Origin of the sequence: Bradyrhizobium manausense (genome assembly GCF_001440035.1) — a bacterium.
Taxonomy (GTDB): domain Bacteria; phylum Pseudomonadota; class Alphaproteobacteria; order Rhizobiales; family Xanthobacteraceae; genus Bradyrhizobium; species Bradyrhizobium manausense.
Genome location: NZ_LJYG01000105.1, coordinates 87,379 through 110,093, shown reverse-complemented (window position 1 = coordinate 110,093; position 22,715 = coordinate 87,379). Strand labels below are relative to the sequence as shown.

Sequence of the window (22,715 nt, the reverse complement as noted above, 5' to 3'; positions counted from 1 at the left end):
CACCCTACGAGACTGTGAATCTTTTGTACCGCGTGTCGGGCGAATGTGATTCTCTAGGCAGACTGATCTGCTGGAGAGGATGATGGCTGACGAGGGACTTTTTGGCGAATTGCCGGATCAGTCGGCGCCACGAACCGAAGCGGTGCCGCGGGGTGCACCTCGGCTGCGCGAGCCCGTGCGCAATCAGGTCGAATTGCGGGCGGTCGATATCGACAGCCTGATCGGGCAGGATCATCTGGCCCGGGTGATCTGGGCTTATGTCGAGGGGCTCGACCTGAGCGAGCTGGAAGATCGGGTTAAGGCACGGGAAAACAGGCCGGGCCATCCGGCGCCATCACCCCGGCTGCTGCTGGCGCTTTGGCTGTACGCCACGAGCGATGGCGTTGGCAGCGCGCGGGCGTTGGATCGGCTCTGCGACAGTCACGACGTCTACCGCTGGCTCTGCGGCGGCGTGTCTTTGAACTATCACACACTGTCGGATTTCCGGGTCGGCTGCGCGGACCTGCTGGACCGTTTGCTGGTCGAACATCTGGTGGCTCTGAATGAGGCAGGGCTGATTGATCTGGAGAAGCTGACCCAGGACGGGGTGCGGATACGGGCGAATGCGGGGGCCGGCTCGTTCCGGCGGGAGGCAACGCTCGGCCGGCAGATGGCCCAAGCGAAGGCTGTGGTGGAAGAGCTCAAGCGCGAGGTCGATGCGGATCCGGAAGCCAGCAGCCGGCGTATCAGGGCGGCCAGAGAGCGCGCGGCACGCGAACGCAGTGAGCGGGTGCAGGCTGCGCAGAGGGCTTTGGACGAGATCAAGCGGAAGCGCAAGCAACTCGACGAAAAAGGCGGCAATGGCAAAAAGCCGAAGGAGCCCCGGGCCTCCACCACCGACCCGCAGGCAAGGGTGATGAAGATGGCAGATGCCGGCTTCCGCCCCGCCTACAATGTGCAGGTGGCCAGCGCGGCCGGCGAACTGATCGTGGTCACGGTCGACATCGACAACAACGGATCAGATCGCGGCTTGATGCGGCCGATGCTGGAGCGAACGCGCACTCGGCTGAAGCGCTTGCCGCGTCGCTACCTCGCCGATGGCGGGTTCTGCAGCGGCGAGGACATCGAATGGGCGCACGGTGAAGGCGTCGAGGTCTACTGTCCTCCGCCCAACTCCAGGAGCGGTGTCGATCCCTTTTTACCTCGGAGCAGCGACGGTCCTGGCGTCGCGGCCTGGCGGGCCCGCATGGCCAGCGAAGCCGGCAAGGCACAGTACAAAGCCCGCACGATCTGCGAATGCATCCATGCCCGGTGGCGGAACTGGGACCTCAGGCAATTGACCGTGCGCGGCATCGAGAAGGTCCGTGCCGTCGTGCTCTGGTACGCCCTCACCAACAACATCCTGCAAGGACACCAACTGGCAAAAGCATAGACAGCACAGCCATCCCCCGGCGGTTCGACATCGACGGCCCCCGACATCAGCGCGGGCGCTACCCACTCTTTAATATCGAATGCGGAAATGACTCACAGGCTCTACGACACTGTCGTCGGGGAGAGAGTCTCGTAGGGTGGGCAAAGGCGCGCTTGCGCCGTGCCCACGTCCTATCACAATGATCGAGAGAGATGGTGGGCACGCTCCGCTTTGCCCACCCTACGAGACTACGACACTGTCGGGGGAGAGAGCCGTCACCCCTTCCGTTCCGGCACGCGCCGGATCTTCGCGCCCAGCGCGTTCAGCCGCTCGTCGATGCGCTCATAGCCGCGCTCGATCTGGTCGGCGTTGTTGATGGTGGAGGTGCCCTCGGCGCAGACGGCGGCGAGCAGCATCGCCATGCCGGCGCGGATGTCGGGCGAACTCAGCGTCGCGCCGTGCAGCCGGCTGGGGCCGGCGATGATCGCGCGATGCGGATCGCACAGCACGATGCGCGCGCCCATCCCGATCAGCTTGTCGACGAAGAACATCCTGGACTCGAACATCTTCTCGAACATCAGGATCACGCCCTCGCATTGCGTGGCGGTGACGATCGCGATCGACATCAGATCGGCCGGGAAGGCCGGCCAGGGCTGGTCCTCCAGCTTCGGCACATGGCCGCCGAAATCGTCCTGGATCTTCAGGGTCTGGTTCGACGGCACGATCAGATCGTCGCCCTCGACGCGGCACACGATGCCGAGCCGCTCAAAGCCCATGCGGATCGAGCGCAGATGCTCGACGCCTGATCGCACGATGCGCAAGGGCGAGCGCGTCACGGCGGCGAGCCCGATCAGCGAGCCGACCTCGATATGGTCGGGCTGGATCCGATAGGTCGCAGAACCCAGCGTCGCCGGGCCATGGATCACCATGGTGTTGGTGCCGACGCCCTCGATTCTGGCGCCGAGCGCGACCAGGAAGTTGGCGAGGTCCTGCACATGCGGTTCGGAGGCCGCGTTGCGCAAATAGGTGACGCCATCGGCCGCGACGGCGGCGACCAGCGCATTCTCGGTCGCCGTGACGCTCGGCTCGTCCAGGAACACGTCGGCGCCGGTGAGCTTGGGGCAGCGGAATTCCAGCCGGTCCGTCGCGGTGACTTTGGCCCCCAATTGTTCCAGCGCCAGCACATGGGTATCGAGCCGGCGCCGGCCGATCACGTCGCCGCCGGGCGGCGGCAGCATCACCTCGCCGCAGCGCGCGAGCAGGGGACCTGCCAGCAGGATCGAGGCGCGAATGCGGACGCAGAGCTCGGGGTCGAGATCGGCGGCGCGGATGCTCTTGGCGTGGATATGGAGCGTGTTGCGCTCAGTCCATTCCGCCGATGCGCCGACCGAGCGGACCAGCTCGACCAGCGTCTCGGTGTCGCGGATCCGCGGCACGTTCTGAAGCGTCACCGGATGCTCGGTCAGCAGCGCGGCGGCGATGATCGGCAGCGCCGAATTCTTGTTGCCGGCCGGCTCGATCGAGCCCGAGAGCCGGTGACCGCCCTCGACGATGTACTGAATGGGCGCCACTGGGATCTCTCCGTCCTGTTGTGGTGGGGCGGGCTGCTTTGGGGGCGGAAACTATAGGGAATTGAGCGCGGTAGCAATTGCGCTGGCAAGGTTCAGGGGGCGGCCGCAAGCAGGAGAGGCCCTCAGCACCGGGCTTTCAATTGCGGAGCAAATTGATCACGCCGCCTTCGCCTTTGGCTTCGAAATACATGAGATCGATGTAGATCGCAGCTGCGAGAACCAGGGCTCGCTCATCTTCTGTCAGGCTGCGTTCCAGGTATTCCACCAGGAAATTGTCGCGGTCGGTGAACAGTTCGGAGCCGAGGCCAGACCATTTTTTCGCAACGCGCGCGCGCTCTTGCCCTCCGCGCATGAATGGAAAGGTCCAGACGCGCCAGAATGGCGATGTGACTTCGAGCACCACTCTTCCCTGCGCATCGTGCACCTGGAAACGCTTGGTGAGAATCGAAAACTGACGCTCGATGGTCCCGATGAGGCGGCCGTCGCGCGAGCGCAGCTCCAGACATTGAAAAAACCAGCGGAAGGGATGAGCCCCGCGCATGACGGGCTGTCGCGAATTGTCGAAAAAATGCACCTCAAAGGAGCGCCAATGGCCAAATACCTGGCGTCCGAGGAAGCCGAGAAGTCCCTTTTGCTGCTCGGCCGCATAGAGCAGATCGCGGCCATTCTCATCGCGAATGCGGTACTTGTTGCGGGTTTCGAAACCGAACAGTTCGGCCATTTCGAACACCTGCTGCACGTACATCCGGCTCTGTCCAGCTAGCGTCGGCAACATTCGTTCGAACCTCTTCCAGAGCCGCCTACGCCATTTCGTCGCGATTGGCTGGGGTGAGGTTCAGGCGACACCCTCGGCATCCGTCGTGGCCGGGCGTAGCCGTCCGAAGGACGGCGTCGCTTCCGCTCGCCTATGTCCCGGCCATCCACGCCCTGCCACAAGGCACAAAGAACATGGATGNTGCCCGGGACAAGCCCGGGCATGACGACTGTCCAAGACTGTCCTCTTACAGATAAGTCTGACACTGTTGGCCCAAATCGGGTAATAAAATCAAGCGTCGTTCACCACGCGCCAACACAACTCACTGACTCTATTAACACAAAAGGCGCCCCCCAGAAACGCTCGCCAACGCATAACCACGACTCCGAAGCGCCAATCACCGTTTCCCGGTTGTATCGGCGTCATACGCCGGTGACGGAAGCTGTCGAACGTGGCAGATCGGTTCGTACCACAACCGAGACACCGGATTTTCGACCGAAGCATCAGTCGGGACCCGTTGGGCGGACTGTTGAAGCCACGCGCGTGTGATTTAATGGTTTGGCGTTACCTTGCGCGCCTTCCGAGCGCGCTCTTCTTCTGTCCTAGGTGGTCCTCCGAAATTTTCGTGCCCATGAGATGATGCGTCGGCGCGCGGCCGAGGCAAACCGTTGCTCGTCGAAGACGTCCATAGCCGTGGGCGACCTCGATCCATTGTGTCGTCGACCCGCGCGTTCAAATGTAGTGTTGCCGAAACACGACTTATGACAAATTTCTGGCAGCGACGGTAGCGTCTTCTGTCAACTTTTGGTTGATCGCCGTCAGTCGACAGGATTAGCCTCGGGAAGTATTTTGCGAATTTCAGTTTGGAGACTCCATGATGAGGGCCACCGCCGTCTTAGCGATCACAGTCATTGCTATGACTTGGTCGTCGACCGCTTCGTTTGCCTGTCACAAGATCAAGGTGTGCGATTTCACGGAATCGCCTCCTTGTCATTGGAGTTGCCCCGACCTCTTCATCGGTAGATCCGGACCCGCATACTCAATGACCTTCAAGCGCTTGGATCCTAAGGCAGCTTCCGCGATTGCGAACGAGTTAAGCAAGGTCGGATCGCCTCAAATCAGCGGTTCCACCGTGACCATCAAAGGTTTGAACAAAACGGACATTCCGCAGGTGCTAAACAGGCTCAACATAGACCGGAGTGCGGTTCGTGTTCCGCAATAGTCGGTCCGATTTTCGACGCGCTGTGGTATCTGCTTCGTGTTTTCTGCTGCTGAGCGGCTGCGGCACCTACGTTCCACAACAGCAAGAAGTCTGGGAGGGGCCCGACATCAAGGGCAACATGGCGGTCGACATCAAGAAGCACATATTCTGCGAACTCGTGCACGCGATCAAGTTCGTGAATAAGAACCTGCGTATCAACGATGGACCGAGCATTCCAGACTCCTATGGGGTGCAGATGCAGATCACTCTCACGGCCGAGGAGAACAGCGCCCTCGCCGGGGGGCTCGTCCTTAACCAGGCAATCCGAGACGGGACTCTGGGACTTGGAGGAAACCTCTCATCCACAGCTACACGTACAGACACCTCGTATTCTTTCTACAACGTCGGCAAGATCGCCGGACCAGGGAAGAACAATTGGTGCGACACGCTAGAGGTAAGCGGAAGTTCGCTGCTAATGTCCGATCTCGGAATAGGGTCGTACCTGCTCAAGGCGGTGAAGGCACAGGCTGAACTTCATTCGTCCGCGCCGCTGAAGCCTGACGGACTGAAACTTGACGTTCTCTCCTATGACGTCAAATTCGTTGTGGTGTCGAGCGGCAACGTAACCCCCTCTTGGAAGCTAGTCAGCCTGTCTGCCAACACGGGCGGATCGCCTTTCCTTGCAGCAGGGCGAACCCGTACTCACGACCTGATTCTCACTTTCGGACCTGGTGATCCAAGCAGTCCGACCTATTACGCCGCGCTGCAGACCCATTTCACGCAGCAGATCGTACAGTCCAACAACCAGCGCAGGGGCAACTAGTCTGCTAAACCTTAGCCCGAAGAGCAGCGGAAATCTCCAGATGTCAGTTCATCGAAATGATCCCTTTGTTGCATCGACAGTGGCCGCGCAATTCGAAGCAAGGCCGGGCCCACGTGCAAGGGCGGTCCGGAAACACCAGGACGAAGGCGCCATCACCCTGCCGCGGCATCGCAGCGCGACTTTCGTCAAGCCGCAGAACTCCAACCGAAAGCTTCTTCGATACATTCGCGGCAACGCTGGCTGACGTCGTAGCTGCTGTGAGGTGTGGCCCGCATCCCGATCGCCGTCTTGCGCCGCTTGGCGGCCTTACTCAAGGGTCCGTCGATCGCGACATGCGGGGTATCAGGCTTGAGTGCTTCTCGTTGATCAACATCCTTATGGATTCATGCTTAGATGCTTAGCGCGCTTTGGGAGGGTAAAAGGGAGCATCGTTCAATGCTTTCCGAACTGGTGTTATCGTGGGTCGCGGGCGCAAATCGCCTTTCGGTGCTGCCTCGGACGGCTGCTGAGGTTACACTCCCTCGCCAAGCCCACTCTCGTCGCACATCGGAGAATCATTGATCTCTAGGCGAAGGCTGAGGGGAAAGATCTGCTTTTTTTTGGCTCTCGTCGGTAGAGCGCGATGTTACGAACAACCATAGATTAATATCGAGTGAGACTCGAGTCGAGAAAGACAATGAGCCCGACGGATCTAGGCGTTGTATTCTTTTTTCAGGCTTTCATCATCGTAGGTGTGTCCCGAGCAGCAGCTTGGGTCCTCAAACGTCTTCTCGATCAGCCGCAGGTTGTAGGCGAGATGATCGCGGGAGTGGTCCTGGGACCTTCCATGTTCGGGCTGTTGGCACCGCAGTTACAGCAATGGGTGTTTCCGAGCGAATCAAAGCCGGTTCTCTATGTCATCGCTCAACTGGGGGTGGGACTGTACATGTTCTTGGTCGGTCTCGACTTTGAGGCCGATCACCTCAAGAGCAATTCTAAGAGCGCTTTGGCGGTTTCGCTTTCAGGCATTGTGGGGCCCTTCCTGGCGGCGATCGCGGTGACCCCATGGCTTCTAAGCCTTGGTCTTTTTGAAAGAGGAACTGACGTGATCGAGGCCACTCTGTTTACGGGGGCGGCGATCGCAACAACTGCATTTCCGGTTCTCGCTCGAATCATCGAAGAACGTGGCTTGTCCAAGACGGCCCTTGGTGCGCTGACGCTCTCTGCTGGCGCTGTCAACGACGCTGGAGCTTGGGCAATTCTAGCTGTAGTACTAGCGCGCATTAGCGGTGACTTCATGCTGGCCGCCAAGGCAATAGTTGGAGGTTGCATTTTCCTGCTGCTGACCGTCGCGTTGGCTCCAAAGCTCCTCGCCCCAATTGGCCGCTTTGTGGAGCGGAAGGGTGCTGTATCGAACGTTGTGCTCTGTCTTATAATTGTCCTCTTCTTGCTGAGTGCCTGGGCCATGGATAGTGCAGGGCTTCACTCTGCATTTGGAGGGTTTATCTTTGGGACAGCAGTCCCGCGTGGGCTCCTGACTCGCGAAATCAAGCGCCAAATTGAGCCGCTCGCTTCAGCGCTCCTTATACCGGTATTCTTCACTTACTCGGGTCTCAACACCCAAATGAGAGTGGTCAATAGTATCGACTTGATCGCTGTCGCTGCGGCTATTTTGGCGGTTTCGGTGCTCGCCAAAGGCATTGCATGCTGGGGAGCGGCCCGTCTTACTGGCCAGGACGCAGCCACATCCATGGGTATCGGCGCTCTTATGAATGCCCGGGGCCTGATGGAACTTATCATAATCAACCTCGGGCTTGCAAAAGGGATAATCGGCCCCGCGCTATTCTCTATACTGGCGCTGATGGCCATCGTGACAACTTTGATGGCGTCGCCGTTGTTTGAGCTTGTTTACGGACGTAGGGCGCGTGCGAGCGCGAAATTCGGCGATCTAAACTCGGAAGTGAAGCACGAAGCCGCTTTGGCTGGTGCGCGGCGTGGTGCCAGCACAACCGCTGTCGATCCTACGCCGTAAAGTAAGGCAGCCGGCCTGGCGTCAGTTGGCGCAAAGTTCCCGTGAAGTTAAAGCTCGACAAGCGCAAGGAAAGTAGTGGCCGCTCAATGCGAATGGGACGCTGCTAAGAAAGGACTTCGAACCGCTTCGGAGTCGCGTCGGTTTATCTCTGCTAGCCGCCCTCGAAACTCTTGGCGGTCAATGACGCCGCAGACACCATAAAACAGGTAGATCGTTGCCACCCAAGAATAGAAGTCCGAGGCGTTGTCCAGATGATGCTCGAGCGATAGAGCAATCCAAGACATGTGGGCCCAGACATCACGGCAGGTCTTACAATCTCGCTCGTTGCCCACGCAGCACCGACGCGGTTTGATGAGGTCGGGCCCATATGCGTTGAAATGCGGGTTATAGGAATGGCCATTTGCCAAACGGGAGGCGTTGGCTGGATCTGCGATCGAAATGCTGCCGCAGACATCGTATCCCCATCGGCTGCCTTTCAGATAGCCGCTCGTCACGATTGTGTTGAGATAAGAACCGAAAGCAATATGCCCGGGATACCGCGCAATCATTCGGTCTACGAAACTGCGCGCTCGCTCGAATCCGATTTCGTGATCAAGGTCGCCTCCAACCCTGTCAAGATCACCATAGTAGTTGAAGCCGACCAAATTGCCGTTGTCGATACAGGCTAATACACTTTCTTCGGTCTCCTCGCTGGGGCTTGGCGGTAACGTCATGTACCAAACCACCCGAGGATCGTGCCGATAGTTGGCGAGCGATCGCTCGAACAGATCGAGCCGGTTGTAGCCGCGCAAGCGCCGATCAGTTCTCCTGTCTCCCCAGACGGAGACGGCGATCGTTGCCTGCTCAAGACCCGCGAGCGGTAGTGGACGCAAACCGTTGGTGACGACGACGAGGCGGAAATTTGCTGCGAGGTAACGTACACGTTCGGCGGCGAGGCTTGGCTCGCCGCCGAGAACGGTCACGAAATTGGTTCCGCGAGCCAACTCGCTGGCGACAAATGACTCGAACTCACGCTCCGACGCGTCAGCAACGTGATCCATCTCCTCTGCGAAGAAGTAGCAGCCGGTGCAGCGCAAATTACATCGGCGCGTAACGTCAAGAGAGATTGCCCGGAGGGGTCGAGTACCGCGAATGGCATGCCAAAGGGCCGCAACTAGCGGATCACGTGTGTATTCGGCGATGCGTTGTCTAATAATGGTTGAACTTCCCTTAATCCTGAAATATACTACTATAGATTGCCCATTCATTATAGGGGAAAACGCGCAAAATAATCAGCGCCGAGGCGCCTACGGTGCGCCGCGTAGGCCGTTGCGTGCGGTGCTGCCAGCCGTCGCTGTGCAGAGCCTTTGTTAGTTTGCTGCTTGTTCTTTTTGGAGGGCTGTTCAATGCAAATTCGTGTTCAGCGAACCGTTCATGTTCTTCCCGAATTTCAGAGGAGGTTTTTGGATATCTCGCTGAAGAGCATTGAGCACTTCCGCGCAATCACAGGCGTCGAACCCGACCTATTTGTGAATCTCCGCCCACAGGGCCCTCCAGTTGAGGTCTGCATCTTTGCGGACTTTGAGAGCATGGCTCAGTACGAGGATATCTTTCTGCACAAGGCGTTGCGAGACAATGACTATCTGGACGTGCCGGAAGCCACTGTCGAAATGATATACGAGCAACCACTGGATGAAATGTACGTCAGATTAGATGTCGACGACCACTTCATGAATCGTAAGGGCGATAAAGTTGTCGCTGCGTCCGGCCTCAATTTAAGTAGGAATGCACCTCTGAATAAGAAGGTGGCAGCCTTTCGGACAGAGCGTATGTATCGTGCATCGAAGGGCCGCTTGCGAGATATGATGTTGCTCAGTTTTGAGTTCCTGCACAATCTGCACCGAAAAACAGGCCATGCGGCCGACCTTTTTTGCACGCGGTTCTCAATCGCGAGCATAGGCAGCGTAAAGGCTTTCTTTGACCACGACGATTGCCCGGAATGCGGTCCTGCCTTTCTCCAGCAAGATCACGAAATTGCTACGCAGCACCAGGGTCTTCTGCAACGGCCACCGATCACCACTATCTATCAACGCATTCTGCCAGCCACCATCGACTATGACCTTGGTGCGCGAGACCAACCAGTGGGCTCGGCTTGAGAAGGTGCTTGAGCCGTGGAAAGACGTTCGCGCGAAATTGCGATCGTCGGCATATCGTGTCGGGCGCCCGGTGCTCCAGACTACGAGGCATTCTGGGACCTGCTCGTTAGCGGTGCGTCCGGCTTTGGGCGCCTTCCGCCTGAACGTTCGATGCATTCTCGAATATGGGATGAGCGGGCCAATGCGCGCCTGACCGATTTGGCGTATGTTGGAGGCTGGCTTGAGGCGATCGATCGCTTTGACGATCGCCTTTTCCAAATACCGTCGCGCGAGGCTCGAGCGATGGATCCGCAGCACCGGATCCTTCTGGAGGAGGCGTGGCGAGCTCTCCAAGATGCAGGTATTGAGCCACGGCGACCCGCAAGCACAGCTGTGGGCGTATTTGTCGGTTTATGCGCATATGACTATGGGCTGCTCGGTCACGAGGCAGGGCCCGATATCGGCCCATACTCGGCGATTGGGGTCACACTTGGGCTCGCTTCGAACCGGATTTCTCATGCGCTGGGCTTAGAGGGGCCAAGCCTCACTGTCGACGCGGCGTGCGCCTCCTCCCTGGTGGCGACCCACTTGGCTTGCCGCTCTTTGATCGATGGCGAATGCGATTTTGCGCTTGCTGGCGGCGCAAACCTCGTACTTACTCCATCGATAAATGCGAGTTTTCAGGCCGCTCGCATGCTTTCGCCGAGTGGTCGCTGCCGCCCCTTCGATGCTTCTGCTGACGGCTATGTACGCGCGGAGGCCGCGGGGATGCTCGTGCTTCGTCGTCTTGAGGATGCGCGGGCTGCCGGAGATCCCATACATGCGGTGATCGTCGCTAGCGCGGTCAATCAAGACGGTCGCACTCGCGGAATTACGGTGCCCTCGGCCGCCGCTCAGGAGCGCCTTGTTAAATCATGCTGGGACGCAGCCGGGATCTCGGCCGACGCCATTGCCTTCGTAGAGACGCACGGGACGGGGACGCCGACCGGCGATCCTATCGAAATCCAAGCTCTGACGGCCGCGCTTCGAACCCGAGACCCCTCCGAAGAACCATGCTGGATAGGTTCGCTTAAAGGCAATGTGGGCCATGCGGAGGCGGCGGCGGGGGTTCTAAGTCTCATCAAATGCGCGCTTTCCGTCTCGCGCGGGGTCCTGCCGCCGCACATTGGTGTGCGAGAGCCGATAGAACGAGTTGCGAATGCGGCTCCCAGGCTGCAACTCGCTTCGACGTGCACACGGCTCAGCCAATCCAAATTGCATGGTACGCCGCTCCATGGTGGAGCTAGCGCGTTCGGCTTTGGCGGTACGAATTGTCATATGCTACTACGCGCTCCGCCCGCCATAGCGTCCTCGAAGGTTGACCTGCCTATCGCGATTACGCTCTCTGCGCACGAGTTGAACGCTCTCCGCTCGCTCTGTTCAGCCTGGGCGAGCTATGTCGAAGGCGCGTCTTTAGAAGACGCCGCAGCCGCTGGACGATTCTCGATGAGAGCGTTCTCAGGTGAAAGCCTACGCGTTACCGCACTTGCCGACACGCCAAGCTTGGTCGCCCAGGCGCTGCGAAGCGCGGCGAAAGAAGTTAAATTTCCAACGCAAAAGCTGCTCGCTATTGGAGGCGAAACCGTTGCATCTTACGGTCACCCCAACCAAATTCACAGAGCCTCCGACTTGTCGACGATTCTCGAAAGTTAGCGCGCCGGTTTGGTGCCAAATGCCGCTGGGTTCGCGCACGGTCCTCTCGCTCGGCCGCCGCGCCTCCCCGGCTACAGTTTTTCCCGGCGCAGCCACTGGCATTCTCATATGCAAGTGCCACGGCCAGAGCGGCCGCAACATGGTCATGTGCCCAGATCATCGAACGAGCAGGATGAAACCTTGCGTTTCAACGATCCCTATCTCGCTCAGCATCAGATCGGGGGCGAGGCCATCGTTCCGGGTGCAAGTATAATACTTGCGGTCCTCCAAGCGGCTCGCTCACGCATGTCCGGCGGTTTGGAGGTGCGGGATGTCGTATTCGAGCGTGCTTTGCCCGCAGGGGACGCAGTTCATGGTGTCCGCTGTACATTCCGCGCACGCAGTCCCAGCACATTCACCTTTGAGCTGATCTCGGCACAAGAAAATAGCGTTCCGCCCGTCCGCTACGCCTCTGGGGTCATCACAACCCGCGAGACTGCGCGATGCTAACGAGTATTATGTTCTTTTCGACAGGCTTCAGGCCTGCCGCCAGTGTAGTTTACCAGCGAATTGCTGATATTGCGCGGCGCGCTGACGCTGACGGTATGACGCGGGTTTGGTTGCCTGAGCGGCACTTCGTCGAGTTTGGCGCAGTTCACCCGGCTCCGGCGGTCTTGGCTGCTGCGCTGGCCGGCGCTACGCGATCGATACGGCTCGCGGCAGGAAGTGTCGTCGCGCCGCTACATGAGCCCATTCGCATAACTGAGGCTTGGAGTGTCGTGGATAATCTTTCGGGCGGGCGAGTCGACCTCGCTCTGGCGCCCGGCTGGCGTGCGGAGGACTTTGCGCTCGCGCCAGACTGCTATGCGAATCGTCACCAAACGTTGGAGGATAATGCTCGTTTGGTTCAGAGGCTCTGGCGCGGCGATAGCGTTGAGCGACTTGCGGGCGACGGACGTCAGATCGCAGTTCACACTCTGCCAAGACCCGTCCAGCCCGAACTCCCCTTGTGGATCACGGCAGCGCGTAACCCGCAGACATTCAAGCTTGCTGGAAGCCTAGGTGCGAATCTTCTCACCTATCTTGTCGATCTTGGTCTTGAGGGACTCGGAGCCCGCATCGCGGACTACCGCGCCGCACGAATGTCCGCCGGGCATGATCCGAGTGCTGGGATAGTGACTGTGATGCTTCACACCCATCTTGCAGAGACTTCCGTCGAAGCCCGAGATCGAGCGCGCCAGCCCTACATTGACAGCTTTGTGCGCAATCGCCAGCTTGTAGACAGCCACACCGGTGCTGCGCTGAGCGAGGCCCAAGCAACAGAAATTGCGACTGCGCAATTCGATCGTCTGTTCGAGCGGCTCTCGTTCGTCGGGTCAATCGATGCTGCTGTAGCGCTTGTCGATCGGCTGACTACGATCGGCGTCGACGAGACAGCGTGCCTCATCGACTTTATAGATAACTTTGACATCGTTGAGCGCGGGCTTCCTGCCCTCTCGCGATTTGTCGGACGTGCGCGCAATCGTGAGACTGTACGTGCAGCGTCCCCTGACGATGATGGGTCGCGCTACCACGGAGAAGAGTTTTACGCTTATATAGAATCGATTGGCGGACACTATGGCCCGTCGTTCCGAGGTATTGAAAGTATCGAACTCGTTGGCGGGCGCGCCGAGGTCAAGCTTGCCTTGCCGGGTGGTACATCCGCGCCCGATCCCATCCTTTTGGATGCCATCGTGTCGACCGCCCACGCCTTCGCACTCAGGCCCGCCCTGCGCGGTAGCATGCGCCCTTTGGCCCTGCCCGTTGGCGTGCGCCAATTGCGGCTCGAGCCAGCCCGCTCCGCTGGTTACCGAGTGCTTGCTCGCGAGCGATCGCGCGACGGCGAGACCGCAACTTTCGAGATGGATGTTGAAACAAACGAAGGTGTGCCAGTTGCAACTCTTGAGGGCGTCGCCTTTAAGCGCTTGCCGCTCTCTCCTCACGACCCTCGCGCGAATGACGCGCGGGCGACATTTCATCACCTTTCTTGGGCAGAGCTTGAGACCTCCTTACCCATTGGACCGGCTTCTTGGGTGGTGTGTTGCGCGGAGCAGAGTGAGGCCGCTCTTTACGCAGACCTGCTTTCGACATTCTCCACTGGCACCAAATCCGTAGGGCTCGTTATACCCCAGCGCGGACTCTGGATTTTCGGAGACCGTCAAGGCCCCCGTGAAGCGAGTTTATACACGCTTGCTAGCATAGAGCGGTTGCGTGCTGAGCGCCAAGTCGAGACTATAGTCGTGCTCGTTCGGGGAGCGCATTCGCTGCCCAATGACGATTGTCTACCCGATCCGGCCGCCGCGGCCGCCTGGGCCGCCGCGGGCGCAGTTCGAGCCGAATCCGGTCGAGCAGTGGTTCGGGTCCTGGACGTCGCGCGCGACGCCGGCTTGGTGGATGTTGTGCAGTCATTGCGACTCTTTGCCGGTTCTGCCGGTTGCGCTATGGCGGCTGCTCGCACCGGCAAGCTTTACTCTCCGCATCTCACGCCGACCGAAATGGTTGCAGAACGTTGCGAGCCGTGCATCGGGGAACGCGCGCTTGTGACAGGTGGGCACGGGCAACTCGGATCAATACTTACAGATTGGCTACTTGAGGACGGCGCCCACGAGGTGGTCGCTCTAAGCCGCACGGGCCGACGTTACCGTCGTGAAGCGCACCCGACCGGCGGTCACGTCGTCGATCTGCGGGGCGATGTTACGGAGATCGGCTCTCTTTCCTGTCCAGAACTACAGGATCCGTTTGATGTGGTTTTTCACCTCGCCGGAAAGGATCCAGGTCGCGCTGCCGATGCGACTGCTATCAACGAGGCGTTTTCCTCAAAATTCGACGGCTTTCTCGCTGTCGCGCAGCACGCTGCTCAAAAAGGATCTCGGGGGCGGCTAGTTCTACTCGGCAGCATCGCCGGTCTTATCGGAGCGGTAGGTCAGCCAGCTTACTCCTCCGCGAACGCGGCTGCGAGTGCCGCCGCGTTGCATGTCTGCATGCGCACTGGACTAAGGGTCTCAGCCCTAGCTGTCGATCCGGTAGGTGCAGTTGGGATGGCGGGTGCCACGGGTGTCGCAGATTCCTTCGCCGCGCGCTCAATCACACCTCTTGATCCTGCGACCGTACTCCGCGCCGTAGCTCTTGCGATGACGTCGGGCATCAAGGAGGTGGCGATAGTAGCGCCCGGGAATCACGGCACCTCTTACGCAAGAAAACCCAACTCCCATCGAGCCGTATTGTCTGAATTGGGAGGGCTCGATGAGCAGGCTCTATTACACGAGGTGCGTGAACGTACCCGCCAGGAGGTTGCCAAGATACTGGAGATTCCCCCTGAACAAGTTGATTTCAGCGCGAACCTTTACGATATGCGCTTCGATTCGGTCATGGGGGTCGAACTACGCAACACGCTGGAGCAAAAGTACAATATAAAAGTGGGGCTAGCGGCGCTGATGGAAGCCCAGTGCCTCGAGGACGTCGTTCGCGTTCTCCTGCCGGCAGCCACACGCAGTCGAGCCGGGCAGCCAAAGGCTGCGACGCCCGCGGCGGATATCGTGCTATGACTCTGCCAGAGATTCTACTGAGGCTCGAAAATCTACAAGTCGACCTGAGAGTTCGCAGCGATGGTCAGTTGGTCCTCACGGGATCAGTTTCCAGCGTGCCTGAAGATACACTCGCGAAAATCAAGGCACTCAAGCCGCTCATCTTTGAACTAATAAGCGCTGGAAGCGGGGAGGCCAAGTCGACAGGTGCGCAGTCCGCGTTCGACGGAACTCTTTATCTTGCCTCTTACGGGCAGAGGCGACTCGCCTTTCTCGAACGTTTCGAGCCGTTCAGCACTGCCTACAACGTCACGGCCTCGGTTGTTATCCGCGGCCTTTGCGACACCTCGCAGCTTTCACAAACATTCTCCTCCATCGCCGCTGCCCTTCCCGCTGTACGTACCCGACTCGCGCGCATCAACGATACTGATGTCTCAGTTGTAGAGTCGCGTGCCAATTTAGATCTTCCTGTACATGATGTTTCTGAATTGTCGGCGATAAATCGCCTGCAAGCACTCGGTGAACTGAGGGATCACGTGGCGCGCTCGCGCTTCGATCTTGAGCGGGCGCCGCTTGTCGCGTGGGCTCTTGTACGCGTCGATCCTCAGCACCATGAGCTTATATTGGCGCTACACCACTACATCTGCGATGGATGGTCACTAGCACGCGCTCTGCGGACAGCGGCTGCCGCTCTCGGCGGAACACATGATATGAGCGCTCCAACACCATGTACCGGTCTCGGGAGTTATCCGGACTATGCTCGCAGTCAACGTGCGGCGTGTCGCTCGCCAGAGACTGTCGCGGCCCTCGCTAGGTGGCGCAAACGCCTCGAAGGTTTCGATCGACCTCTCCTTTTCCCTCGCAACGGTCGCAGTTGCGAGGCCTCGTACGAGAGAGGCGGGGATAGGCACATGTTTGCACCCGCCCCAAAGCTCGAGCAGCGCCTACGTATGCGTGCCGCCGAAATGCGCTGCACGGTGGGCACCCTACTGACTGGTGTTTTCGCGATGGCTCTCGCGAAAGCGAGCGGGCTTAAACGCTTTCTTATCGGTATGGCTGCATCCGATCGGCCTGAGAAGCGGTTTGAAGACACCTTTGGCTTTTTCGTGAACTGGCTTCCCTTGCGCATCGACCTCTCGCGCCATGAAACCATCACAGAGTTCTTAGTGGAGTTAAACCGCGAGCGCCTTAGCGCCTTAGCTGAAGCTCACATTCCATTTGATCGAATAGTAAGTGCTGTGGGCTGCGAGCGTCGTGCAGATCGGCACCCTTTATTTCAATTTATGTTTGTTTCTCACGTGCCTGCACGCCGTGTGGAAGCCGGTAATCTGCAAGTTTCGATTGAGCCGCTTTTCGGGGGGGCGGCAAAGCTTGATCTCACGATGTTCTTTACAGACGCGGACCGCGCTGTTGCTGTCGAAGGGCGATCAAGCCGCATGTGCTTCGAAATCGAATACGCTCGTCGGCTGTTTGACTCTAACACAATTATCCGTTTCTCGGAAACATTCCTCTCAATCGCGGAGTCAGTGGCGGCGGATCCAACGACGCGCGTACTGACTGAAATCCCCGATGGTCCACGTTACGCCCTCGCTCGCGGCGTCAACATCCAATGCGACCCATCACCACTTCACGCAATCGCGCGCGCGATCGAGCGTACACCGGACGCTATTGCTACTCGCGCCCAACATGAGTGGCCGCAAACTCGTACGTTCCGCGAGATTGGAGCCAACGCGGTGGCAGTAGCGGAAGCGCTGGAGCGCGCAGGGGTTACGAAGGGGAATTCTGTTTGTACTTTACAGTCGCGAGGCGCAGACACAATCGTTGTTTTGTTGGGTATCATGCTGGCTGGGGCCGTTTACGTCCCATTAGATCCTGCCCAACCCGACCAACGACTCGCCGCTTTCGTGAGGCTTGCGCGCCCAGCAGCGATCTTTTCTTGTCCACGGAACCGTACGCGTGCCGAACGCCTAGGAGGCGGTGCGAAGGTGTTGGTGTCCGAGGCCTCAACTGCTGGGGCATCTACGTCTTGGGCAAGCAGACTATCGCGGATCGTCGGGACAGACCCCGCCTATCTTTTTTTTACATCTGGCTCATCGGGGCAGCCCAAGGGAGTTCTAGGGGCTCACGCACCTCTCGCCAATTTCTGCGTCTGGCTCGCCAGCTATCTGGATCTCTCCGCTTCCGATGTTGTGCCTTGCAAGTCGTCGGTGGCCTTTGATGCGAGTTTCCGCGAAACCATTTCGACGCTCGTCGGGGGCGCCCAACTCGCGCTTCTGTCGGATGAGGAAGCGGCTGACTCTCACAAGCTCTTGACCGCTCTTCATCGTGAACACGCCACCGTGCTCCACGCGACCCCAACACTCTACCGGGAGATCCTTGCAGTTATAGAGGAATTGCGGCGGGATACCGATTGCCCAGATCTGTTGCGCACGCTCCAGGGGGTCATGCTCGGTGGCGAGGCGCTCGACGCAGCGCTCGCCGCTTTGCATGCTCGCCTTCTGCCAACCTGCGTGCTCTACAACGTGTATGGGCCGACAGAATGTACAGTTGACGTTACGGCTCACGAAATCCGGTCCACGACCACAGAAGCAGAGATACCGATCGGAAAACCAATCCAGAACGTAAGCATTGCCATTCTAGGTGCAGATCGGCGGCCTCTCTCGGTTGGTGAAGAAGGTGAAATCGCGATCGTCGGGAGCGCGGTTGCACTTGGCTACTGCCCGAATTTAAACGAGGACGAGGCGCGACGATTTACGACGGCAATTGACATCGGCCTTGAGCAAGAGGCGCGGGTCTTTCTGACGGGGGATTACGGCATACTTCGCGAGGACGGATCTCTCCTGTTCCGCGGTCGTCGCGACAGACAAGTGCAGATCTGGGGAATGCGAGTCGAACTCGACGAGATCGAGGCCGCGCTTCTAGGCCTCGACGATGTGGCGCAAGCGGCAGTTATTCATCAAAAAGGCCCTAGAGGAACTTATGTAGTAGCCTTCGTCGAACCTAAAACGGGATGTGTACCACGTGGTCCGGGGGGGTGGCGCATGGACCTGGCAGCCCGCCTTCCGGCTGCGATGATCCCCGCGGTTATGGAGGAGCGCGAGCGCCTGCCACGCCTTCCAAGTGGTAAAATTGACCGTGGCGCGCTGTCCTCCGTGCCCGCTGCCGAACGATCCTCCTCCTACGACTTGAGTCCCGAATCGCAACTCGTTCTTGAACTGATGCAGGATCTGCTTGGGGCAGATCTCGTTTCGCCAACCGTGAGTTTCTTCGCCCAGGGTGGGCACTCACTGAATGCCGTCCGCCTTGTTGCTCGAGCTAACCGGGCGTTTGGCCGCTCGCTAACCGTTAAGGAGTTTTTCGCTCACCCTACCGCGGTTGGGTTTGGGCAGCGCCTAGCCGAGGCCCCTATCCGGGTAGTCGCGGCTGGCGGCGCACCTGCTCGTGCCTCTCGCCCAAGGCGGCCTTTAAATGGCTGAATTCGGCACCCTCAAATCGACTCTCCGTGCGGTGGGTTCCGAAGGCGCTTATTGCTGCCCCGCTTCACAGGAGCAGGCGAGGCTTTGGTTCATTGCTACGAAATCTCCAGAAGATCGTAGCTACCACATGGCTTACAGTATCGCGCTCCGGGGGCCTCTTAGTGTCGATTGCGTTGCGTCGGCTATTGCTCGCTGCGTAGCAAGACACGATGCATTTCGTACCTACTTTCGTGCCGATGAAAATGGGGTTTGGCAGATCGTTGAACCGAAGGGGGGACCAGCCCTCGACGTCCTCGACTTCTCGAACTATCCAGAGGCGCAGCGGCCGGAGATTGTGATCGCCGAGGAGCGAGCTTTTGCGGAACCTCCCTTTTCGCTGACGACAGGTCCATTGGCCCGCTTCCGGCTATTACGACTAGGCGAGCAGGATTATCGCCTTATCGTAGTGATGCATCACATAATAGGAGACGGTTGGTCCCATGCTGTAGTGGTGCGAGATTTCTGCTCGCAATATTCGAAGGCGGCGTGCGCACGTCCCACGGACGCTTTAGAGGCGGAACCACTTCAGTATGTCGACTATGCTATCTGGCAACAACGCGTACGCGCGGCTGGCGAACTCGACCCCGCGGTCGATTACTGGCTTGCACGGATCGATGGGCATTCCGCGCACCCTAGGCTACCTTTTGCGGGCAGTGAGCCAGCGGGCAGCCGAGCTGCTCATCTATCGCTTACCCTTGATGCGTCTCTTGCCGCAGCCCTGCAACGATATCGAGTAGTTCAAGCCGTGCCGCTGTCGGCCGTGATGCTTACGATGTATTCCGGTGCTCTGGCCACGCTCGCCGACGAACCCAACTTCTTGATCGGAATCGTTACGGCAAATCGCGACGAGGAAACCGCAGATACAGTCGGTTTCTTTTCGAACACCGTTGCGGTGCCTTCGCCCGCTGCTCCAGGGCTTAGCTTTGATGCATTGATCGCTCGCTCGCTGGGGGTGCTTGGAGACGTTCAGGTCTATGGACGTGCGCCATTTGACGAAGTGATCGCGCGCGGAGGACTGGCGAACGCCACTAGAGACGGAGCGTCATTAACGGCTCTTCTCGTTGTGCAGAATATGCCACAGCCTCATTTTGAGGTGCCGGGAGTCGAGATTTCGGTTTCACGAATTCGAGTTGGCGCGGCAAAATTTCCGATTACGCTGTTTGTATACGAGACATCCGGATCGGTCACGCTTGAACTGGAGTATGCACCCGAGTCTCTTTCGCGCGATGATGCAGGCGCGCTCGCCGAGCGCATGTGTGACGTACTAAAAAGAGGGCTTGCCAATGGTGCGGCGCGTGTACTCGATTACGCGTCCTCGGTGGTATCCGCCGACAGCATTGCCTGCGGAGTATCCCGTCCGGAGTGGCTGCTTCGCGCCGTTGATGAGCTTGTTGCTGAGCGGGCTGCGCTCAAGCCTGATGCAATTGCGATTATGGATGGCCGTAGAACGCTCTCGTATCGTGAGTTTGTCGAGCAGATCAACGCCTATGCGGCTGAACTTTGCGCGTGCGGGCTACATCAGAACAGCTTTGTCGTCGTGTCTTTGCCGCGCAGTGCCGAACTCCTCATCGCAATTCTTGCCATCATGCGAGCTGGGGCGGCTTGGTGCCCTATAGATCCAGATCTGCCTGCTGCCTACAAGAGTTCGCTCGTATCATCTGCAAGGCCTGCTCTCGCCATCGCGACTGACATACTGTCAGATCTAAGGACGATACCGCCGCCAAACCTCAACGTTGTTCCTCGGCACTCGGCTTCAATTTTTTCTAAACCTGATCTCGATTGCCCTTGCTACGTAATGCACACGTCGGGAACAACAGGTGTTGCCAAGGGCGTGATTGTACCACGCCGCGCTCTCGCGAATGTCACAGCCTGGATTGCTGATACCCTCGGACTGGGCCCAGAGGACCGCACAATTTGGAAAACGCCAATCGGGTTCGACGCCGTTTGTCGTGAACTGTTCCCGATTCTTGTCGCAGGCGGGACACTTCGAATTGCCCCCCTAGGGGTCGAATCAGACATGGCAGCGCTGGGCCGTCTTCTCAGAGAAGAGCAGGTTACGACTTTTCACTGCGTGCCATCGCAACTTCAGCAGCTTGCTCAACTCGAATGCTTTCCATCCTGCTTGCGAGCCATTATGTGTGGCGGCGAAGCACTTCAGACGGCACTTGCACATCAGGTCCTCGCCCTAGGGCCGCGTCTATTCAACGTATACGGCCCTACAGAGGCTACGGTGGATTGCGCGGCCTACGAGGTGCGGGGCGACGAGCCTCATGGCATTCTGCCAATTGGACGACCTATTGCTAATACCTCCATCTCTATAGTCCGAGACGGATGCGAGGTCGTAGCCCCGGCGATTGGGTGTCTCCGTGTAACCGGTCCAGGCGTCGCCATTGGTTACACCGACCAGAATCTGAACTCCGGAAGTTTCGGAGCGGACGTAGAGGGCAACCGATGGTACGACACGGGAGATCGCGCCCATCTCCGTGGTGACGGCGTTATTGTATTTCATGGAAGGGTTGATCGTCAGTTAAAGTTACGCGGAGTCCGGATAGAGCCGAGTTCAATCGAGGCTGCGCTCTGCACAGAGCCGGGCATCGGAGGCGCACATATCGAGTTTGTTGATGACGAAGGCTTGGTTGCCTTCGTTACTCCGAACCATCACGCAGTGGATGAGCGCTTTGCGGCACCGATAGCCGATCCCATCAGTGAGGATTGGCGCGCAGTATTCGATACCGTTTATGAAACGATTGATGCATCAGTCCCTCCCGAATTGAATACACACGGATGGATCGATAGTGCGATGCGTCTGCCATTGTCTCGGGAGCAGGTGCTATGCGCAATCGAGTCAACGACAGAGCGCGTGCTCTCCTGGGCGCCAAAGAAGATCCTCGAAATCGGATGCGGCGTGTGGACGCTTGGGGCGAGGCTTGCGGGCAGGTGCGAGAGCTACCATGGAGTCGACTTCTCCGAGGCGGCGATCGCCTATTGTCGAGCATCCGCTGAAGCTGCCGGTATGCCTCACGCAACATTCGAGATCGCGGAGATGTCTCAGTTCGATCCGCGCGGCCGCCGCTTTGATGCAATCGTGCTCAACTCAGTAATTCAGTATCTGCCAAGTCAATCTATAGCCGATGCCTTGCTTGCTGGTCTTGCAGGCGCATTAGATGAGGCGGGCTATCTGTTCATAGGTGACGTCCGAAACGCGGCTCTCGATCCCCTTCTTTCCTTGTGGAGAGTGTGGACCCGCAGCCGTGGGGACGAGCCCTGCGGCGTTGTCGCTATTGCGGCCGAGGTTGATCAACTCAATGACCCAGAGCTTCGTCTACATCCGGGTTTCTTCACATCCTTCGCAGAAAAACATGGCTTTGCGCCACCGCTTATCGAGACGAAAACAGCAACCGGCTCTAGCGAGATGGCGCGATTTCGCTACGACGTCACCCTTACTCGTGAATTGAACGGCGGCATTCGCGTTATGCCACGGCTTCCGATTGAGGTCCGTCCAAACGATGCGCTTGTCGAGGAGGTCCGTGGGCTCCGAGCGTTGCGCGCGGCGCCCTCTACCGCACGCCTCGATTCGGTCTTGCCACGGAGCGGCGGTTTTGGACACGGCATACTGCCTCTTCCTGAGGTGGGAGCGGATCTGCGGTTGATCATGCGCCCAGGCATCGCTCCCTTCGACATAGATCTGCTCGCAATACATCGTGATGCGGATCTCCACACTTCTTGTCATGCGGTTGGTTATCGCCAAGCGCCTCCCCCGAATACGAATTCGGTGGGGTGGCGAGACTTTTTAACTCGCGTTGGAACTCTTAGGGAGAGGCTCGCCATAAGACTTCCGGCGCAAGCGATCCCAAATCGATTTGTGCCTATACCGCGTCTGCCGACCAGCCCGAACGGTAAGCAGGACTGGGCGACCTTCCGACGGCTCGCGCGCGACGAACTTGTTTCGGCGTATAGGCCACCTGCAGCTGGCAGCCTGGAGGAAGTTGTAGCGCAAGCTTTTGAGGCGGTGCTCGGCCGACGCTTTGGTCTTGATGACGATTTCTTCGTTCTTGGAGGCCATTCGCTGCTCGTGACACAAGCTCGGGCACGGCTTGAGCAA

The 22,715-nt window shown here is 58.8% G+C and carries 12 protein-coding genes; 9 read left to right on the top strand and 3 right to left on the bottom strand.

Annotated features, from left to right (window positions below; genetic code table 11):
• The first annotated feature begins 79 nt into the window (after positions 1-79).
• Positions 80-1,411, top strand: coding sequence for an IS1182 family transposase (locus tag AOQ71_RS29265; protein WP_057742559.1), 1,332 nt, complete (start codon positions 80-82; stop codon positions 1,409-1,411).
• A 254-nt stretch (positions 1,412-1,665) separates the two neighbouring features.
• Here AOQ71_RS29265 and murA read toward each other — a convergent pair whose 3' ends face one another.
• Both murA and AOQ71_RS29255 read right to left on the bottom strand, forming a co-directional pair.
• Positions 1,666-2,961 (bottom strand): UDP-N-acetylglucosamine 1-carboxyvinyltransferase, encoded by a 1,296-nt coding sequence (gene murA / locus AOQ71_RS29260; protein ID WP_057754129.1) that lies wholly within the window; start codon positions 2,959-2,961, stop codon positions 1,666-1,668.
• Between the two features lie 136 nt (positions 2,962-3,097).
• Complete coding sequence (locus AOQ71_RS29255) at positions 3,098-3,736, bottom strand: LURP-one-related family protein (protein ID WP_083514576.1); 639 nt, start codon at positions 3,734-3,736, stop codon at positions 3,098-3,100.
• Between the two features lie 1,187 nt (positions 3,737-4,923).
• Here AOQ71_RS29255 and AOQ71_RS29245 point away from each other — a divergent pair.
• Positions 4,924-5,739, top strand: a complete 816-nt coding sequence (locus AOQ71_RS29245) for a hypothetical protein (RefSeq protein ID WP_157083679.1) — start codon at positions 4,924-4,926, stop codon at positions 5,737-5,739.
• 676 nt (positions 5,740-6,415) lie between these two features.
• Entirely contained in the window at positions 6,416-7,750 is a 1,335-nt protein-coding gene (locus tag AOQ71_RS29240) for a cation:proton antiporter (RefSeq protein WP_057754117.1), read from the top strand.
• Positions 7,751-7,833: 83 nt separating this feature from the next.
• On the opposite strand, the gene AOQ71_RS29235 is transcribed toward AOQ71_RS29240, so the two are convergent.
• The gene (locus AOQ71_RS29235; RefSeq protein WP_083514575.1) at positions 7,834-8,997 is read right to left on the bottom strand and encodes a radical SAM family protein; all 1,164 of its coding nucleotides are present in this window, start codon (positions 8,995-8,997) and stop codon (positions 7,834-7,836) included.
• A gap of 138 nt (positions 8,998-9,135) precedes the next feature.
• Between AOQ71_RS29235 and AOQ71_RS29230 the strand changes: the two genes are divergently transcribed.
• The 6 genes from AOQ71_RS29230 to AOQ71_RS29200 form a co-directional block, all read left to right on the top strand.
• Positions 9,136-9,885, top strand: coding sequence for a hypothetical protein (locus AOQ71_RS29230; RefSeq protein ID WP_057754110.1), 750 nt, complete (start codon positions 9,136-9,138; stop codon positions 9,883-9,885).
• A gap of 15 nt (positions 9,886-9,900) precedes the next feature.
• Positions 9,901-11,556 (top strand): beta-ketoacyl [acyl carrier protein] synthase domain-containing protein, encoded by a 1,656-nt coding sequence (locus tag AOQ71_RS44000; RefSeq protein ID WP_083514574.1) that lies wholly within the window; start codon positions 9,901-9,903, stop codon positions 11,554-11,556.
• A 108-nt stretch (positions 11,557-11,664) separates the two neighbouring features.
• On the top strand, positions 11,665-12,045 hold the full coding sequence (locus AOQ71_RS50415) for a hotdog family protein (protein WP_083514573.1): 381 nt from the start codon (positions 11,665-11,667) through the stop codon (positions 12,043-12,045).
• Positions 12,039-15,119 (top strand): MupA/Atu3671 family FMN-dependent luciferase-like monooxygenase, encoded by a 3,081-nt coding sequence (locus AOQ71_RS29215; protein ID WP_083514572.1) that lies wholly within the window; start codon positions 12,039-12,041, stop codon positions 15,117-15,119. Before AOQ71_RS50415 ends, AOQ71_RS29215 begins: the two co-directional genes overlap by 7 nt.
• On the top strand, positions 15,116-18,574 hold the full coding sequence (locus tag AOQ71_RS29210) for a non-ribosomal peptide synthetase (RefSeq protein ID WP_083514571.1): 3,459 nt from the start codon (positions 15,116-15,118) through the stop codon (positions 18,572-18,574). The genes AOQ71_RS29215 and AOQ71_RS29210 overlap by 4 nt, the downstream gene beginning before the upstream one ends.
• Positions 18,567-22,715 (top strand): class I SAM-dependent methyltransferase (locus AOQ71_RS29200; RefSeq protein WP_157083678.1); only part of this gene is annotated, 4,149 nt, incomplete at its 3' end. The genes AOQ71_RS29210 and AOQ71_RS29200, both read left to right, overlap by 8 nt.

Bases quoted from the DNA above. Each gene is read 5' to 3' on its own strand.
- AOQ71_RS29215 (WP_083514572.1), top strand. From the start codon at position 12,039: ATGCTAACGAGTATTATGTTCTTTTCGACAGGCTTCAGGCCTGCCGCC.
- AOQ71_RS29210 (WP_083514571.1), top strand. From the start codon at position 15,116: ATGACTCTGCCAGAGATTCTACTGAGGCTCGAAAATCTACAAGTCGAC.
- AOQ71_RS29265 (WP_057742559.1), top strand. From the start codon at position 80: ATGATGGCTGACGAGGGACTTTTTGGCGAATTGCCGGATCAGTCGGCG.
- AOQ71_RS29235 (WP_083514575.1), bottom strand. From the start codon at position 8,997: ATGAATGGGCAATCTATAGTAGTATATTTCAGGATTAAGGGAAGTTCA.
- AOQ71_RS29240 (WP_057754117.1), top strand. From the start codon at position 6,416: ATGAGCCCGACGGATCTAGGCGTTGTATTCTTTTTTCAGGCTTTCATC.
- AOQ71_RS29230 (WP_057754110.1), top strand. From the start codon at position 9,136: ATGCAAATTCGTGTTCAGCGAACCGTTCATGTTCTTCCCGAATTTCAG.
- AOQ71_RS50415 (WP_083514573.1), top strand. From the start codon at position 11,665: ATGCAAGTGCCACGGCCAGAGCGGCCGCAACATGGTCATGTGCCCAGA.
- AOQ71_RS29255 (WP_083514576.1), bottom strand. From the start codon at position 3,736: ATGTTGCCGACGCTAGCTGGACAGAGCCGGATGTACGTGCAGCAGGTG.